Below are 16,088 nucleotides of genomic sequence, written 5' to 3' on the forward strand. Positions count from 1 at the left end.
CATGCAGAGCTGGTACGGCATCGACATCGGTGGCACCAAGATCGAACTGGTGGCCTGCGACGCGACGCTGGCGGTGCATCACCGCCAGCGCGTCGCCACGCCCAGCCTGGATTACGCAGCCTTCATCGACGCCATCGGCCAGCTGGTGGACGCCGCCGATGCGGCGCTGGGCACGCGCGCCAGTGCCGTGGGCATCGGCCTGCCCGGCGTGCGCGACCGCGACAGCGGCCGCCAGCTCAGCGCCAACGTGCCCGCGCTCAGCGGGCGCCAGGTGGGGCAGGACCTGGAAGCCAGGCTGCAACGCCCGCTCGCGCTCGGCAACGACCTGCAATGCTTCGCCCTGTCCGAAGCGCACGACGGTGCGGCCGCCGGCTACCCCAGCATGTTCGGGGTGATCCTGGGCACCGGTGCCGGCGGCGGCTACTGTCTGCATGGCCAGCTGGTGGCCGGCAACAACGGCATTGCCGGCGAGTGGGGCCACTGGAGCCTGCCGGCCGCCCTGCAGCTGCGCCACGACCTGCCGCTGCTGGACTGCGGCTGCGGCCTGCGGGGTTGCCTGGAGCGCTACGTGTCCGGTAGTGGCCTGGCCATGATCCATGAACGCCACGGCGGCCAGGCCCGCGACGGCAGCGCCGTGGTGGAGCAGGCGCACGCCGGCGACCCCATCGCGCTGCGGGCGCTGGCCATCCACCGCGACCTGCTCGGCTACAGCTTCGCCAGCCTGATCCTGGCCCTGGACCCGCACGTGATCGTGCTGGGGGGCGGGCTGTCCAAGCTGGAGCAGCTGTACCGCGACCTGCCCGCTGCGATTGCCCCGTATCTGTTCCATGGCGTGCGCGTGCCGCCGATCCTGCCGCCGGCGTTCGGCGATGCCGGCGGCGCACGCGGCGCGGCGTTGCTGGCGCGCCAGCTGCACCGCGCGCCCTGATCCCGCCTTTCGTTCCGCTGCACCTGGAGTGTTGCCATGTCTGCCGTTCAGTCCGTAATCGCCGCCCATCGCCAAGGCCAGCCCGTAGGCCTGTACAGCGTGTGCTGCAGCAATGAACAGGTGCTGCTGGCGGCGATGCAGGTGGCGCGCACGTACGACACCGTGCTGCTGGTCGAGGCCACCTCCAACCAGGTCGACCAGTTCGGCGGCTACACCGGCATGACCCCGCCGCAGTACCGCGATTACGTGCTGCAGCTTGCGCGCCGCCAGGCGTTCCCGGTCGAACGGCTGATCCTGGGCGGCGACCACCTGGGTCCCAATGCCTGGCAGAAGGGCCCGGCTGCGGTCGCCATGGCCAATGCGCGTACCCTGATCGCCGCGTACGTGGCCGCCGGGTTCCACAAGATCCACCTGGACTGCAGCATGTCCTGCGCCGACGACCCTACGCCGCTGCCGGATGCGATCGTGGCCGAGCGCTCGGCCGAACTGGCGCGTATCGCCGAACGCACCGCCGCCGAGCATGGGCTGCCGGCACCGGTATACGTGATCGGTACCGAGGTGCCGGTACCCGGTGGCGAAGCCTCGCTGGAAGGTGGGCTGGCAGTGACCACGCCCGACGCCGCGGCGCTGACCCTGGCGATCCACCGTGAAGCGTTCTCCGCCCCGGACCTGCTGCCGGCGTGGTCACGGGTGATCGCCATGGTGGTGCAGCCCGGCGTGGATTTCGACCACAGCAGCGTGCACTACTACGACCCGGCCGCCGCGCAGGCGCTGTCCGCGTTCGTGGACACCCAGCCCGGCATCGTCTTCGAGGCGCATTCCACCGATTACCAGACCGAAGCCGGGCTGCACGCACTGGTGCGCGACCACTTCGCCATCCTCAAGGTCGGCCCGGCCGCCACCCTGGCCTTTCGCGAAGCGGTGTTCGCGCTGGCGATGATCGAGCGCGAACTGCTGCCGGCGCCGCAGTGCTCACAGCTGATCGAGGTGCTGGAGCGCTGCATGCTGGAAAAGCCAGGCAACTGGGCCAGCTATTACCAGGGGACGCCGCACCAGCAGCGCCTGCTGCGTGCGTATTCGCTCAGCGACCGCAGTCGCTATTACTGGGGCGAGCCGCCGGTGCAGGCCGCGCTGGCCACGCTGGTGGACAACCTCACCCGGCAGCCGCCGCCGTTGATGCTGCTCAGCCAGTACCTGCCCGAACAGCTGCGCGCGGTGCAGGCCGGCGAGCTGGCCGCCGAACCGCTGGCCCTGATTCGGCACAAGGTGGGCCTGCGCCTGGCCGAGTACGGCCGCGCTTGCGCTCGCAACCGCTTTGATAACGCGAACGAAAGTTTTCCTGCTGCGGAGGTTTCGGAACGGTAAGCTTCGGCTTTACTTCCGAACGGAATCGCCTCCATGCGAAACACACGGCAACGCCGCCAGCAGATCCTGCAGTTGCTGGTCGACCACGGCAACGTGCAGGTCAGCGAACTGGTGGAACGCTTTGGCGTCTCTGCGGTGACCATTCGTGCCGACCTCAGCCACATCGAGGCGCAGGGCCTGGCCACGCGCACCCATGGCGGCGCCACGCTGGTGCGCACGCCGCCGCTGGAACAGGACATCCACCAGAAGGACACCCTGAACCTGCCGCTGAAGGACAGCATCGGCGCGCATGCCGCGCGGCTGGTCCGGGCCGGCGACAACATCATCATCGATTCCGGCTCCACCACGATGACCCTGGCCCGCCACCTGCGCGAGCACCGCGATGTGACGGTGATGACCAACGGGCTGAACATCGCCTGGGAACTGGCCAATGCGCCGGGCGTGGAGCTGCTGCTCACCGGTGGCCTGCTGCGCAAGCAGTCGCTGTCGCTGCAGGGCAGCCAGGCCGAGGCCAGCCTCAACACCTACAGCTTCGACACGCTGTTCCTGGGCGTGGACGGGCTGGACCTGCAGTTCGGGCTCACCACCCACCATGAAGCCGAAGCCAGCCTCAACCACCGCATGGTGGAGCGCGCACGCCGCGTGGTGGTGCTGACCGACGCCTCCAAGTTCGGCCACGTCAGCCTGCACCGCATCGCCCGCCTGGACCAGGTCCACACCATCATCACCGACGCCAGCATCGACCCCCAGTATCTGGAGGGGCTGCAGAAGCGCGGCATCGAAGTGATCATTGCCGAGTCGCCGCCTTGAACCCCGTTTCCACCCTGCATGGCCGCATCCTGACCCCGTTCGGGTGGGTGCGCGGTGACATCGCCTTTGACCAGCGCATCGTGTCGATCAACAGCGACCACGCTGACCCGCGTGGCGATGACGAGGTGCCGCTGATCCTGCCCGGTTTCATCGACCTGCATGTGCATGGCGGTGCCGGGGTGGACATCATGCAGGGCGGAAATACCGCGCAGACGGTGGCGCGCGCGCACGCGCTGCATGGCACCACCGCGCTGCTGGGCACCACCATGACCGCTGAGGCGGACGACATCGTGCGTGCGCTGCAGGGCCTGTCCACTGCGATCGCACAGCGCGCGCCGGGCACGGCCAGAGTGCTGGGCGTGCACCTGGAGGGTCCGTTCATCAGCGCCGAGCGGCTGGGCGCGCAGCCGCCGCTGGTGGTGGAAGCCACGCTTCGGGACGTGCAGCGCCTGCATGCCATCGCGCCGATCAAGGTGCTCACCCTGGCGCCGGAGGTCGGCCAGCACCTGGCCCTGATTCCCGCATTGAACGCGCTCGGCATCCGCGTGCAGCTCGGCCACAGCGCCGGCAGCTATGAGGACGGCGTGGCCGCGCTGCAGGCGGGTGCGGCCGGCTTCACCCACCTGTTCAACGGGATGACCGGCGTGGACCATTACCACCCGGGCATCGCCACGGCGGCGCTGGCGCATGCCCGATACGCCGAGCTGATCCCCGACCTGCAGCACGTGCACCCCGGCGCGATCCGCACCGCACTGCGCGCGATTCCGCGCCTGTACTGCGTGACCGACGCCACCGCCGCCACCGGCATGCCCGACGGCGAGTACGCGCTGGGTGTGCAGCGGGTGCACAAGTGCCTGGGCTGCGTGCGCCTGGAAAGCGGTTCGCTGGCCGGCAGTGCGCTGACCATGGACCAGGCGCTGCGCAACCTGGTGGCGCTGGGGCTGGCACTGGATGACGCATCCGACCGGGTTTCACGCTTCCCTGCCGACTATCTGGGGCTCGACGACCGTGGCCGCCTGCAGCCGGGCGCCTGGGCCGACCTGGTGGTGCTCGACCACGACCTGCGCGTGCAGCAGGTCGTGGTGGAAGGCGAACACATCGCGCTCGACTGACTGATTCCGCGCCGCGTGCGGCGCGTTCCCGCGTAGACAGGACCGCACCATGAACGACGTTTCCGCCGCCATGCCCGCCGCCGCCAATGCACCGCGCTGGCCCGTGCGCTATCTGTTGTTCATCGGTGGCATGGGCGGCCTGCTCTACGGCATCGACATCGGCATCATCGCCGGCGCCCTGCCCTACCTGGAGGCCACGGCCACGGCCAGCTGGCACCTCACCACCCAGCAGCTGGGCTTCGTGGTGGCGGCGGTGCTGCTGGGCAGCGTGTTGTCCTCGCTGTTTGCCGGCGCCATTGCCGACCTGATCGGTCGGCGCGGCGCGATGGTGCTGGCCGGCCTGCTGTTCACCGCCAGCATTCCGGTGATGGCACTGTCCGAAGGCTATGGGCCACTGTTGATGGGTCGGCTGCTGCAGGGCATCAGCGGCGGCCTGATCGGCGTGGTGGTGCCGCTGTACCTGGCCGAGGTGCTCAGTCCGGAGCGCCGTGGACGCGGCGCGGCGATGTTCCATCTGCTGCTCACCATCGGGCTGGTGCTGGCCGCCGTGATCGGGTTGTACCAGGCGCACAGCGTGGACACCGCTGCGGCGGCGGTGGCCCATCTGCCGGGCGAGGAACAGCAGCGCCTGCTGTTCGCAGTGAAGGACCACGCGTGGCGCACGATTTTCTGGAGCTGCCTGCTGCCGGGCCTGGTGTTCACCGGCGGCGCGCTGCTGATCAGCGAATCGCCGCGCTGGCTGGTGCGGCGCGGGCGCATCGCACAGGCACGCAGCGCGCTGCAGCGCACCGTGGCGGCGGCCGAAGTGGAACCCACGCTTGCCCGCATGCAGGCCCCGGACGCGCCCACCGCCGATGGCACCCCGGCCCCGCGCGACCCGCTGCTCAGCCGCCGCTATGTCTGGCCGTTCGTTCTGGCCTGTCTGGTGCTGGCCTTCACCCAGGCCACCGGCATCAACTCGGTGCTGGCGTATGCGGTAAACATCCTGCACCAGGCCGGCCTGCCGGGCGCGGTGGCCAACTGGGCCGATGTCGCGATCAAACTGCTCAACGCGCTGATGACCGTGGTGGCGCTGGTGCTGGTGGATCGCAAGGGCCGCAAATTCCTGTTGATGCTGGGCACCGGCGGCATCACCATCGCCCTGCTCGGGGCGGCGCTGCTGTTCCTGCGCAGCGAGCACGGCCGCAGCGATGTCCACCCCCTGCTGCAACAGCAGTTGATCGGTGACACCCTGTCGCTGCCGATGGATGCGGCGCAGTGGCGCCGCCTGGATGCCAGTGCCGGCGAACAGCCGCTGCAGCTGACCGTGTCCTATGCCTACGGCGGCTTCAGCAACGTGCGCGCGCTGCGCAGCGACAACCCGATCGACACCTCGCTGCAGATCCGCCGCGAAGACGCGGTGTCTGCCGACAGTGTCATCGGTGCATTCTTCCGCCGTCTCCACCTCAACCCGTTCCCGGACCCGGCCGACGCCGCGAGTGCGCCGCTGGTGATAGAACGCGCTGCGATCGGACCGGTGCCCTCCCCCACCCATGGCTGGATGGTGGCGGGCTGCATCCTGCTGTTCGTGGCCTTCTTCGCAGTGGGCCCGGGAGTGTGCGTGTGGTTGGCGTTGTCCGAGCTGATGCCCACCCGCATCCGCTCCAACGGGATGAGCATCGCGCTGTTGATCAACCAGTTCGTGTCGACCGTGATCGCCGCGATCTTCCTGCCCACGGTGGGCCACCACGGCTACGCCAGCATGTTCTTCTTCTGGGCCGGCTGCACCCTGCTGTACTTCCTGGTCGCCGCGTTCTGGCTGCCCGAAACCAAGGGCAGGACGCTGGAGGAGATCGAAGCGCGGTTCCAGCGCCACGGGTGACGTGGCGCCGGAGGCGGTTTCAGCGCATCGTTCGCAGCCGGAACGCCACCACGATCTGCAGGATGCCGTAGAGCAGGCTGCCGATCCCGATCCACAGCGTGGTTACCGCTACCCCGCCCAGCGGGTTGGCGAACATCATCACGCCCAGCACGATGGCCAGCAGGCCGCTGACGATGAGCAGCCATTCGCCTTCGATCTGCCTGCGCACGCGGATCGCGAACACGATACGGTAGACGCCGGCCAGGATCAGCCAGATCGACAGCAACAGCACCAGCACCTTGGCAGTGGCCAGCGGGTTGATCACTGCCAGCGCGCCGAAGGCGATCGAGGCCAGCGCATAGACCAGCGCCCACCCACGTGGGGCACCGCTGCTGCCACCGAACACCGCGAACAGGCTGATCAGGCCCTCGACCAGCGCCATTACGCCGATGGCCCACGCCAGCCCGGCGGCGGCCGACAACGGCCGCAGCACCGCGATCAGGCCGAAGCCGATGGCCACCAGGCCATACAACAGAAGTACCCACCAGCTACGCCCCACCAGCGACAACAGCGAGGTACCACGTAGATCCGAGGCCTGGCTCATGACGCTGCTCCTGTGAGGAAGGTCAAGCGCGATGCTAGGCGCGGAGCCCCTTCTCGACAAGGCCCGCTTACCGACGCCGAACCGGTGAGGCACGCACCGAGTTCACGTAAGTGAACGAACCGGCGCACCCATCAAGCCGTTGCCGACACCATTCCTTGCGGCTCGGATACCCCTTCACTAAACTGCACCCAACACACCCGCCACGCCTCTGACGCGAGATTCGCGCCACGCTCAAATTGGCGGGTTTTTTTTTGTCCGCTTTCTGGTATCCCAGGATGACCCGGTACTGCAAACCACCCCTTTCCATTCCTGGCCAACTGGCTCAGCTCCAGGCACGGGGTCTGGCGGTGGGTAACGCAGGAGAAGCGGAGCACTACCTGCAACGCGTGGGCTACTACAGGCTGATGGGGTATCTATATCCGCAACGCGTGGCTGGCAGCGACTACTTCGAGAGCGGAGCGACCTTCGAGGAAGCAGTAAGCCTCTACGAATTCGACCGCCTGCTGAGGGATCTGGTCATGGAAGCCGTTGGCCACATTGAAGTCGCCACGCGGACGCTGCTCACCTATCACTTCTCGCACGCCCATGGCGCGTTTGGTCACCTGGATCCATGCAACATGGCGTTCTCTGAGTCACAGCATCGCGATTGGCTTGACGCGGTCTGCAAGGAAGTGGAGCGCTCCAGGGAAACCTTCATTCGTCACTACAGGGAGAAGTACACCAGCCCTGCATTCCCGAATGTGCCGATCTGGATGGCTACCGAAGTAATGTCGATGGGTTCCCTTTCGCGGTTCTACAAAGCACTTCGGGGCCCTGAAAAGAAGGCAATTTCCCGCGAGATCGGGTTGGCTCCGCCGATTTTCGAGAACTGGCTTCACGTTACCAGCGTTGCACGCAATGTGGTGGCCCACCACGGCCGCCTCTGGAACAAGGAGCTGGGTGTCACCGCCGTCCGTCCACGGATTGCGGGGTGGTCCGAGAGTGAGGCGCCATTTCCCGCAAACAGGTCGTTCTACCTTGTCCTCATGCTTCGCAGACTGCTCTCGATAAGCACGGCGGATGTGGGCAACTGGCGTGATCGGGTTGACGGCCATCTACACGAAGGCATGATCAGCTCATCGCGCGTCGTTGGCCTCGGGGCAACTGAAGGATGGCGCTCGCACAGCCTGTGGCGCGCCGCCCCCCTTGCACGGCAGGTAGGTGTTGCCGAGCGACGCGACTCCATCGTGGCGAGTCTGGCGCCAGGAGACATTGCGTAGGACACCTGACAGCCTGTTGGCGCTGCACGCAAGCCGGTGACGATTCACGGCGCCCGTGCACACACCCACAGCGTGGCCTGCTGCAGTCCCGACCGGCGCAGCGCGCGCACCGCTGCGTCCAGCGTGGCACCGGTCGTCATCACATCGTCCACCAGGGTCAGCCGCGGCGGTGGGATCGCCCGCACCGCGAAGGCACCCCGCAGGTTCTGGCGGCGTGCCTCGGCGTCCAGCGTGGACTGCGCCACGGTGGCCCGGCTGCGGCACAGACCCGTCCACAGCGGCACCCCGAGTTCCTTAGCCAGCGGCCGGGCCAGTTCCCGGGCCTGGTCGTAACCGCGCTCGCGCAGCCGTCGGCCATGCAGCGGCATGGGCAGCAGGGGGGCCTGCGCGACGTCCGGCACTGCCTGCAGCATCAACTGCGACAACAGCCGGCCGGCGGCCAGGTCCTGGTGGAATTTGAAGCGCAGCAACAGCCGATCAATCGGCGGCGCGTATACGAACGTGGCTGCCGCCCCCGCTTGACGCGGTGGATGACGCAGGCATGCACCGCAGGCAGCGGCGGGCTCGTCGGGTGGCAGGGGCAGCGCACACAGCGGGCAGGCGTGGTCGTTCCAGGGCAACGCGGCATGGCAGGCCGCACACAGGTCCAGCCCATCGTCCAGGATCGTCGCAGACCAGGCAGCGCAACGGCAGGCACTGCTGCCCCAACCAGCGCAGCCCTTCGTAAACTTTTGCTAATACCATGTGGTTGACAGCCTCCCTCAACCTCCCCAGACTGCCGCCCCTCGGTTACCTAATCTGTCAGGACACTCCCATGGCTACTGTCATCCGCCACGACTGGCACGCCGAGGAACTGCTGGCGCTGTTCGACCTGCCCTTCCCGGAACTGCTGCACCGGGCGGCAGGCGTGCACCGGGAGCACTTCGACCCCAGCGAGGTCCAGGTGTCCACACTGCTCTCGGTCAAGACCGGGGGCTGTCCGGAGGACTGCGCGTACTGCCCCCAGGCGCAGCGCTATGACACCGGGGTGAGCGCGCAGAAACTGATGGGCACCGACGAGGTGGTCGCCAAGGCCCGCCAGGCCAAGGCGGCCGGTGCGTCCCGGTTCTGCATGGGCGCGGCCTGGCGCTCGCCCAAGGACCGCGACATTCCCAAGGTGGCGGCCATGATCCGCGAGGTGAAAGCACTGGGCCTGGAAACCTGCGCCACCCTGGGCATGCTCGACGGCACGCAGGCCGCAGCGCTGCGCGAGGCCGGGCTGGATTACTACAACCACAACCTGGACACCGCGCCGGACTACTACGACGCCATCATCCACACCCGCCAGTACCAGGACCGCCTGGATACGCTGGAACACGTTCGCCAGGCCGGGCTGAAAACCTGCTGCGGCGGCATCGTGGGCATGGGCGAAACGCGCGCCCACCGCGCCGGACTGCTGCGGGCGCTGGCCAACCTGCCGGCGCACCCCGATTCGGTGCCGATCAACCAGCTGGTGCAGGTGCCCGGCACCCCCCTGCACGGCAGCGCCGCGCTGGACCCGTTCGAGTTCGTGCGCATGATCGCGGTGGCGCGCATCTGCATGCCCAAGGCGATGGTGCGGCTGTCGGCCGGACGCGAGGCGATGAGCGATGAGCTGCAGGCGCTGTGCTTCCTGGCCGGCGCCAACTCCATCTTCTATGGAGAGAAGCTGCTGACTACCGGCAACCCGGACACCGAGCGCGACCTGGCCCTGTTCAGCCGCCTGGGCCTGCGCCCGATGGCGGTGCAGGTCGACGCGCCCGGGCATGACCATCCCGGCACCGTGCATGCCGCGATCACCCGCGACGACCAACGGTCGCCTACCGGCGGACTAGCGGCCTGAGCGCTGCGCCGGGCGGTACAGCGCAGCGCCCGGCAACCGGGTACGCTAGCTCCCCTGTCCGCCCATGAGACATTGACGACCATGGCCCGTCCTGACCTGCACGACCGCATCCACTCCCAGCGCAAGCTCCGCGACGCGCAAGGGCGGATCCGCGTGCGCCGCACCGTGACCCGCCGGGATGGCGTGCGTCTGGAACTCAACGGCCAGTGGCTCACTGGCTTCTGCAGCAACGACTACCTGGGCCTGTCCCAGCAGTTCGGTGTGGTCAGCGCCCTGCAGGACGCCGCCGCACGCGAAGGCGCCGGGGCCACCGGCTCGCACCTGATCTGTGGCCACCATGCGCTGCATGACGCGCTGGAACAGGAAGTGGCCGATTGGCTGGGGTACCCGCGCGCGCTGCTGTTCGGCAGCGGCTTTGCCGCCAACCTGGCGGTGCAGCAGGCGCTGCTCAGCGAAGAAGACGATGTGTGCGTGCAGGACCGGCTCAACCACGCCAGCCTGCTCGATGCCACCCGCCTGGCCGGCTGCCGCCTGCGCCGCTATCCGCACCTGGACACCGAAGGCGCGCTGCGCCAGCTCAAGCATGCCGCCGAAGGCGCGGCGATGCTGGCCACCGACGGGGTCTTCAGCATGGACGGCGACATTGCCCCGCTGCGCTCGCTGTCGCTGGTGGCGCGCATGCAGGAAGCGCTGCTGTATGTGGACGACGCGCATGGCGTGGGGGTGATTGGCGAGCATGGCCGTGGCTGCGTGGCCGAGGCCGGGCTGGGCGTGGCCGATGTGCCGCTGCAGCTGGTCACGCTGGGCAAGGCCCTGGGCGGCACCGGTGCGGTGGTGGTTGGCGATGAAGCGCTGATCCAGCACCTGGCTGAAACCGCGCGCCCGTACATCTACACCACGGCCCTGCCACCGGCACAGGCCGCCGCGGCCCTGGCGGCAGTGAAGCTGGCCCGCCGCGACGATTGGCGCCGTGAAAAGCTGGCCGAACTGGTGGGGGTGTTCCGTGCCGGTGCGCGCGGGCATGGGCTGGAGCTGATGCCGTCGGATACGCCGATCCAGCCCCTGTTGTGCGGCACCGAATCGACCGTGATGGCGCTGTCGGCCGCCCTGGAAGCGGCCGGCTTCCTGGTCAGTGCGATCCGCCCACCGACCGTACCCGAAGGCAAGGCGCGCCTGCGCGTGACCCTGTCGGCCCTGCATACGGTGCCCGAAGTGCGCGCACTGACCGACGCGATCGCGCACGCGCGTGACCAGGTGGCGCGGCAGCAGAGCCTGGATGCGCTGAGCGCGTGATTGCCGGGCGCTGCGGGTGAGCATGCATATCGAGGTGATCGGCCGCGGCCCGGCGCTGGTCCTGATCCACGGCTGGGCCCTGCATGGCGGCGTGTTCGCGCCGCTGGTGGACCGCCTGGCCGGGCACGTCGAGCTGCACCTGGTGGACCTGCCGGGGCATGGCCACAGCCGCGACGATGCCACGCCATTGCGCCTGCCGTTCGTGGTCAACGCGATTGCCGCTGCTACCCCACCCGCGGTCTGGTGCGGCTGGTCGCTGGGCGGCCTGTTCGCGCTGCATGCGGCCGCCACGCTGCCCAAGGTGCGCGGGCTGGCGATGATCGCGGCCACGCCGCGCTTCGTGCGCGGGGAGGACTGGCCGCACGCAGTGGAGCCGTCGGTGTTCGCGCAGTTCGGCCAGGACCTGGCGCTGGACTACCGGGGCACCCTGGAGCGATTCCTGGCGCTGGATGCAATGGGCTCGGAGCACGCGCGGCAGGAACTGCGCAGCCTGCGCGCGACGCTGGTGGAACGCGGCGAACCGGCAGCGCGCGCACTGCAGGAAGGCCTTGGCCTGCTGGAAAGCACCGACCTGCGCGGCGCCCTGCCGCACCTGCCCATCCCCAGCCTGTGGCTGGCCGGGCAGCGCGACCGGCTGGTGTCGGCGCGTGGCATGCAGGCCGCTGCCGCGCTGGCTCCCCGTTCCATGGTGCATGTGGTTGCCCACGGCGGACACGCCCCGTTCCTGGGCCATACCGACGAGGTGGCGGCGCAGCTGCAACAGTTTGTTGCCGCCCTGCCTTGACCCGTCACGCCCGTCCTTCGCCGATCATGTACGCCTGCATCTCACGGAACTGACCCCATGGACCTTGGAATCGCCGGCCGCTGGGCCCTTGTCTGCGCTGCCAGCAAAGGGCTGGGGCTGGGATGCGCCCGCGCGCTGGCGCGCGAGGGCGTGAACGTGGTGATCGCCGCGCGTGGCGAACAGGCGCTGGCCCAGGCCGGGCGGGACCTGCAGGCGCTGCCCGGCGCGGGCAAGGTGGTCACCGTGGTGGCCGACGTCACCACCGACGCCGGCCGCGCCGCCGCGCTGGCCGCCTGCCCGCAGGTGGACATCCTGGTCAACAACGCGGGCGGCCCGCCGGCCGGCGACTTCCGCCAGTTCGAGCGCGAGGACTGGATCGCCGCGCTGGACGCGAACATGCTGGCGCCGATCGCGCTGATCCGCGCCACCGTGGACGGCATGATCGGGCGCGGCTTCGGCCGCGTGGTCAACATCACCTCCTCGTCGGTGAAGGCGCCCATCGACATCCTCGGCCTGTCCAATGGCGCGCGCTCGGGACTGACCGGCTTCGTGGCCGGGCTGGCGCGCCGCACCGTGGCCAGCAACGTCACCATCAACAACCTGCTGCCCGGACAGTTCGATACCGACCGCCTGCGTGGCAATTTCGCCTACATGGCCCAGCAGCAGGGCGTGGACGCCGGGCAGATCGCCGAACGCAAACGCACGCATATTCCCGCCGGTCGCTTCGGCACGGCCGATGAGTTCGGCGCGGCCTGCGCGTTCCTGTGCAGCGCGCACGCCGGCTACATCACCGGGCAGAACCTGCTGATCGATGGCGGGGCCTATCCGGGCACCTTCTGAGTTCCGCCGCACGACCCACGGTCGTGCGCTACCGTTTGTTGGACGTAGTGAGCCCTGCATGACCACCGATTTCGATCCCCAGCATGTCCGTCGCGCGTTCTCGCGTGCCGCCCGCAGTTACGACGCCGCCGCGGCCCTGCAGCGCGAGGTAGAAAAGCGCCTGCTTGAATCGCTGGATTACCTGGAGGCGCGGCAGCCGGAGGTGGTGCTGGACGTGGGCAGCGGCACCGGGCATGCCAGCGCGGCGATGAAGAAGCGCTGGCCGAAGGCGCAGGTGATTGCGCTGGACATGGCCGAACCGATGCTGCGGGAGTCGAAGAAGCAGGCCGGCTGGTGGAAGCCGTTCGCGCGCGTGTGTGGCGATGCGCGCGCGCTGCCGCTGCTGGACCAGAGCGTGGACGTGATCTACAGCAACCTGTGCCTGCAATGGGTGGACGACCTGCCGGCGGTGTTCGCCGGCTTCCGCCGCGCGCTCAGGCCGGGCGGGCTGCTGGTCTGCTCCACGTTCGGGCCGGAGACGCTGATCGAACTGCGCGATGCCTTCGCCAGTGCCGACGACACGCCGCATGTGAGCCGCTTCCCGCCCATCGCCCAGTTCGGCGACGCGCTGATGATGTCCGGCTTCCGCGATCCGGTGCTGGACCGCGACCTGTTCACCCTGACCTACCGCGACATGGATGCGCTGATGCGCGAGCTGCGCGCGATCGGCGCCACCAATGCACGCCAGGACCGCCGCCACACCCTCACCGGGCGTGGGCGGTTTGCCGCCGCGCGCGCGGCCTATGAGCCGTTGCGCCGCGAGGACGGCACCCTGCCCAGCAGCTGGGAAGTGATCTACGCGCACGCCTGGGCACCGGAGGCCGGTGCGCCGGTGCGCGAACACGGCCACGACGTGGCCACGGTGCCGGTGTCGGCGATTCCGATCCGACGCAGGACCCCCTGACAGGCTGACGTCCTGGCAGGGTTTCCGTGGGACACGCATGGCGTGTCGCTACGATGGCGCAGGGCCACGCCCTGCGTGGCTGCGCCGGATCAGGAACCGTTCGCGGACGGGAACATGTCCCGGTGGAAGAAATAGATTTCCTGCGCCAGGAATTTCCAGCTGGTGTGGAAGCTGCGGAAGCGCGTACTCGGCGTTGACGATGCCAGCGCATCGATGCCCAGTTCGCGCGACAGGCGCAGCGCGCGCGCCATGTGCAGCGGGTCGCTGACGATGATCACCCGGTGCAGCTTGCGCTGGTCCATCAGCCGGCGCGCTTCCACCAGGTTCTGGCGCGTGGTGCGCGAGGCGGTTTCGATCAGGATCGCGCTTTCCGGCACGCCCTGCTTCACCGCATAGCGGCGCGCCACCTGGGATTCCGAGAAACGTGCGCCGCTGCCGCCATAGCCACCGGTGAAGATCAGCAGCGGTGCGTAGCCCCGGTGGTACAGGTCCAAGCCATGGCGGATGCGCTCTTCGAACACCGGCGACGGCTTGGCGTCGTAGGCAGCCGCACCGAGCACGATGATCGCGTCGGCCTGCGCCGCCTGGTCACGTTCGCCAACCCAGACGATCCACGCGGTCACGCACAGCAACCACGCCGCCAGCAGCAGGCACAGCCGCCACAACCACCCCGCCAGCCCGACCCGGTGGCGCGCGCTCATGCCACCGCCCAAGGCAGCGCGTCCAGGTCCACGTTGCCCCCCGACAGCAGTACCCCGACCCGCTGCCCGGCGAACCGCGCCGGCTGCGCCAGGATCGCGGCCAGCGCGATGGCCGAGGACGGCTCCACCACCTGCTTGAGCACCTGCCAGAGCAGGCGCATGGCCGCCATGGTGGCGGCATCATCCACCACGATCACTTCGGCCGCGCCGTGCAGCAAGGCGAAGTTGGGCGCGCCCAGTGTGCCGCGCAGGCCGTCGCAGATCGTGTCCGGGGTGAAATCCAGGCGCAGCGCGCCGGCCGCCAGCGAACGCGCGGTATCGGCCGCGCCCGCCGGTTCGGCCAGCACCAGCGCGGTGTCCGGGGCGGCCGCCTGCAAGGCCAGCCGGGTCCCGGCCGCCAGCCCGCCACCGCCCACCGGCACCACCAGGGTGTCGAAGCGGCCGTGGCTGCCGATCAGCTCAAGCGCAGCGGTACCCTGGCCGGCGATGACCCGCGCATCGGCATACGGATGCACCAGGGCAGCGCCGGTGTCCGCCTCGACCTGGGCGCACATCGCCTCACGCGCGGCAATGGTCGGCGCACAGCGCCACAGGGTGGCCCCGTGACGCTGGATGTTGGCCAGCTTGGCCGCCACCGCGCCATCGGGCACCACCACATGGCAGGCAATGCCGCGGGTACGCGCGGCCAGCGCCAGCGCGGCGCCGTGGTTGCCGGAGGAATGGGTGACCACACCGCGTGCGGCCACCGCTTCGGGCAGTGCCCAGACCGCGTTGCAGGCACCGCGGAACTTGAAGGCGCCCCCGCGCTGCAGGTGCTCGGCCTTGAAGGCAAGTCGAGCCCCGCTGACTGCATCCAGGGTGCCGGACTGCAGCACCGGGGTCACGCTTGCATGCGGCGCGATCCGCGCAGCCGCGGCCAGCAGGTCATCGACGCAGGGCAAGGATGAATCGGTCATGACACAAGATTAACGTAAGCCTCCAATGTGTACCGCCGGCAACGTAGTGCACACGACGGCAACCGTTCATCCGGATGGCGCGGAGTTAAGGGCCGATTCAATGCGTCGGCCTGAAGCTGGCATCCTACCCTTGGGGGGACCCTGACCATGAAAACGCGCCTGATCTTCGCCAGTGGGCTGCTGTTGGCCCTGTCTGGCTGCGCGACTTACGACTACGTCGGCGGTGGCGGCGGTGGCAGCGGCTACTACCACGGTGCGCCGTCGGTGGAGTATCGCTACCCGGCTGGCTACCCCTACGGCTACGGCAGCGGCTATTACGGTGGCGGCTATTACGGTTACGGCGGTTACGGCGGCTATCCGGTCTATCGCCCGTATCCCAACTATCGCCCGTACCCGAACCACCGCCCGCCGCACAACCATCGCCCACCGCCGCGCCCCGGCAATGGCAACGGTGGGCAGGTGCGTCCGCCGGACCGTCCGCGCCCGCCGTACAACGGCGGCTCGCCGTGGCGGAACATGGACTCGCTGGGTCGTCCGCCGCGTGCGGACCGCCCGCCGCAGCAGGCCCGGCCGCCCCGGCCGGCCAGTGCGCCGCAGTCCCGGCCCAGTCCGCCCCCGCAGCGCACCACCGGTTCGCCCTGGCGGAACATGAATAAGTTGAACCAGCGCACAAATGAGAATTGAGACCGCTTGATTTTCACCCGCTCGCCGGTTCAATCTACGCAGGCAGTGACGGCCTCGGTCGAAAAGTGACAAAAACGACAACGGGCGTCACATTGAGCTCTACGTCGA

General features: G+C 68.9%; 16 protein-coding genes. 12 read left to right on the plus strand and 4 right to left on the minus strand.

The window, feature by feature from the left end:
- Position 1 precedes the first annotated feature (1 nt).
- The 5 genes from ACIGII_RS00225 to ACIGII_RS00245 are packed head-to-tail and all read left to right on the plus strand — an operon-like array spanning position 2 to position 6,076.
- Positions 2-928 (plus strand): ROK family protein, encoded by a 927-nt coding sequence (locus ACIGII_RS00225; RefSeq protein ID WP_399637552.1) that lies wholly within the window; start codon positions 2-4, stop codon positions 926-928.
- A 36-nt stretch (positions 929-964) separates the two neighbouring features.
- Positions 965-2,293 carry a D-tagatose-bisphosphate aldolase, class II, non-catalytic subunit gene (locus ACIGII_RS00230; protein WP_399637555.1) on the plus strand — a complete coding sequence of 443 codons (1,329 nt, stop codon included), beginning with the start codon at positions 965-967 and terminating at the stop codon, positions 2,291-2,293.
- 33 nt (positions 2,294-2,326) lie between these two features.
- Positions 2,327-3,103, plus strand: coding sequence for a DeoR family transcriptional regulator (locus tag ACIGII_RS00235; RefSeq protein ID WP_399637558.1), 777 nt, complete (start codon positions 2,327-2,329; stop codon positions 3,101-3,103).
- Entirely contained in the window at positions 3,100-4,215 is a 1,116-nt protein-coding gene (nagA, locus tag ACIGII_RS00240) for an N-acetylglucosamine-6-phosphate deacetylase (protein WP_399637560.1), read from the plus strand. Before ACIGII_RS00235 ends, nagA begins: the two co-directional genes overlap by 4 nt.
- 49 nt (positions 4,216-4,264) lie before the next feature.
- A complete protein-coding gene (locus tag ACIGII_RS00245) occupies positions 4,265-6,076 on the plus strand; it encodes an MFS transporter (protein WP_399637563.1) in 1,812 nt (603 codons plus the stop codon).
- Between the two features lie 19 nt (positions 6,077-6,095).
- On the opposite strand, the gene ACIGII_RS00250 is transcribed toward ACIGII_RS00245, so the two are convergent.
- The gene (locus ACIGII_RS00250) at positions 6,096-6,659 is read right to left on the minus strand and encodes an HdeD family acid-resistance protein (RefSeq protein ID WP_399637565.1); all 564 of its coding nucleotides are present in this window, start codon (positions 6,657-6,659) and stop codon (positions 6,096-6,098) included.
- Positions 6,660-6,934: 275 nt separating this feature from the next.
- Between ACIGII_RS00250 and ACIGII_RS00255 the strand changes: the two genes are divergently transcribed.
- Positions 6,935-7,918 carry an Abi family protein gene (locus ACIGII_RS00255; protein ID WP_399637567.1) on the plus strand — a complete coding sequence of 328 codons (984 nt, stop codon included), beginning with the start codon at positions 6,935-6,937 and terminating at the stop codon, positions 7,916-7,918.
- A 44-nt stretch (positions 7,919-7,962) separates the two neighbouring features.
- Here ACIGII_RS00255 and ACIGII_RS00260 read toward each other — a convergent pair whose 3' ends face one another.
- A complete protein-coding gene (locus tag ACIGII_RS00260; protein ID WP_399637570.1) occupies positions 7,963-8,388 on the minus strand; it encodes a ComF family protein in 426 nt (141 codons plus the stop codon).
- A gap of 344 nt (positions 8,389-8,732) precedes the next feature.
- Here ACIGII_RS00260 and bioB point away from each other — a divergent pair, with 344 nt between their 5' ends.
- The 5 genes from bioB to bioC all read left to right on the plus strand — a co-directional run bounded on the left by bioB (position 8,733) and on the right by bioC (position 13,639).
- Positions 8,733-9,779, plus strand: coding sequence for a biotin synthase BioB (bioB, locus tag ACIGII_RS00265; RefSeq protein ID WP_399637573.1), 1,047 nt, complete (start codon positions 8,733-8,735; stop codon positions 9,777-9,779).
- An 81-nt stretch (positions 9,780-9,860) separates the two neighbouring features.
- Positions 9,861-11,072, plus strand: a complete 1,212-nt coding sequence (bioF, locus tag ACIGII_RS00270) for an 8-amino-7-oxononanoate synthase (RefSeq protein WP_399637576.1) — start codon at positions 9,861-9,863, stop codon at positions 11,070-11,072.
- Between the two features lie 22 nt (positions 11,073-11,094).
- Positions 11,095-11,856, plus strand: coding sequence for a pimeloyl-ACP methyl ester esterase BioH (gene bioH, locus ACIGII_RS00275; RefSeq protein WP_399637809.1), 762 nt, complete (start codon positions 11,095-11,097; stop codon positions 11,854-11,856).
- Between the two features lie 57 nt (positions 11,857-11,913).
- The gene (locus ACIGII_RS00280; RefSeq protein WP_399637578.1) at positions 11,914-12,696 is read left to right on the plus strand and encodes an SDR family oxidoreductase; all 783 of its coding nucleotides are present in this window, start codon (positions 11,914-11,916) and stop codon (positions 12,694-12,696) included.
- A gap of 58 nt (positions 12,697-12,754) precedes the next feature.
- Positions 12,755-13,639: a malonyl-ACP O-methyltransferase BioC gene (gene bioC / locus ACIGII_RS00285; protein ID WP_399637581.1), complete on the plus strand. Its 885-nt coding sequence runs from the start codon at positions 12,755-12,757 to the stop codon at positions 13,637-13,639.
- A gap of 89 nt (positions 13,640-13,728) precedes the next feature.
- Here bioC and ACIGII_RS00290 read toward each other — a convergent pair whose 3' ends face one another.
- Positions 13,729-14,352 carry a YdcF family protein gene (locus ACIGII_RS00290; protein ID WP_399637584.1) on the minus strand — a complete coding sequence of 208 codons (624 nt, stop codon included), beginning with the start codon at positions 14,350-14,352 and terminating at the stop codon, positions 13,729-13,731.
- The gene (locus ACIGII_RS00295; protein ID WP_399637587.1) at positions 14,337-15,296 is read right to left on the minus strand and encodes a pyridoxal-phosphate dependent enzyme; all 960 of its coding nucleotides are present in this window, start codon (positions 15,294-15,296) and stop codon (positions 14,337-14,339) included. The genes ACIGII_RS00290 and ACIGII_RS00295 overlap by 16 nt, the downstream gene beginning before the upstream one ends.
- 147 nt (positions 15,297-15,443) lie before the next feature.
- On the opposite strand from ACIGII_RS00295, the gene ACIGII_RS00300 reads away from it, so the two are divergent.
- Entirely contained in the window at positions 15,444-15,980 is a 537-nt protein-coding gene (locus ACIGII_RS00300) for a hypothetical protein (protein ID WP_399637589.1), read from the plus strand.
- Positions 15,981-16,088 lie beyond the last annotated feature (108 nt).

It is taken from the genome of Stenotrophomonas sp. NPDC077420, assembly GCF_044543385.1.
In the GTDB taxonomy this organism is placed as follows: Bacteria; Pseudomonadota; Gammaproteobacteria; order Xanthomonadales; family Xanthomonadaceae; genus Stenotrophomonas.

What these genes read in the sequence shown, in the direction of transcription:
- ACIGII_RS00235 (WP_399637558.1), top strand. Translation starts at nt 2,327, where the DNA reads ATGCGAAACACACGGCAACGCCGCCAGCAGATCCTGCAGTTGCTGGTC.
- ACIGII_RS00250 (WP_399637565.1), bottom strand. Translation starts at nt 6,659, where the DNA reads ATGAGCCAGGCCTCGGATCTACGTGGTACCTCGCTGTTGTCGCTGGTG.
- bioF (WP_399637576.1), top strand. Translation starts at nt 9,861, where the DNA reads ATGGCCCGTCCTGACCTGCACGACCGCATCCACTCCCAGCGCAAGCTC.
- ACIGII_RS00280 (WP_399637578.1), top strand. Translation starts at nt 11,914, where the DNA reads ATGGACCTTGGAATCGCCGGCCGCTGGGCCCTTGTCTGCGCTGCCAGC.
- bioH (WP_399637809.1), top strand. Translation starts at nt 11,095, where the DNA reads ATGCATATCGAGGTGATCGGCCGCGGCCCGGCGCTGGTCCTGATCCAC.
- bioC (WP_399637581.1), top strand. Translation starts at nt 12,755, where the DNA reads ATGACCACCGATTTCGATCCCCAGCATGTCCGTCGCGCGTTCTCGCGT.
- bioB (WP_399637573.1), top strand. Translation starts at nt 8,733, where the DNA reads ATGGCTACTGTCATCCGCCACGACTGGCACGCCGAGGAACTGCTGGCG.
- ACIGII_RS00230 (WP_399637555.1), top strand. Translation starts at nt 965, where the DNA reads ATGTCTGCCGTTCAGTCCGTAATCGCCGCCCATCGCCAAGGCCAGCCC.
- ACIGII_RS00295 (WP_399637587.1), bottom strand. Translation starts at nt 15,296, where the DNA reads ATGACCGATTCATCCTTGCCCTGCGTCGATGACCTGCTGGCCGCGGCT.
- ACIGII_RS00245 (WP_399637563.1), top strand. Translation starts at nt 4,265, where the DNA reads ATGAACGACGTTTCCGCCGCCATGCCCGCCGCCGCCAATGCACCGCGC.
- ACIGII_RS00225 (WP_399637552.1), top strand. Translation starts at nt 2, where the DNA reads ATGCAGAGCTGGTACGGCATCGACATCGGTGGCACCAAGATCGAACTG.
- ACIGII_RS00255 (WP_399637567.1), top strand. Translation starts at nt 6,935, where the DNA reads ATGACCCGGTACTGCAAACCACCCCTTTCCATTCCTGGCCAACTGGCT.
- ACIGII_RS00300 (WP_399637589.1), top strand. Translation starts at nt 15,444, where the DNA reads ATGAAAACGCGCCTGATCTTCGCCAGTGGGCTGCTGTTGGCCCTGTCT.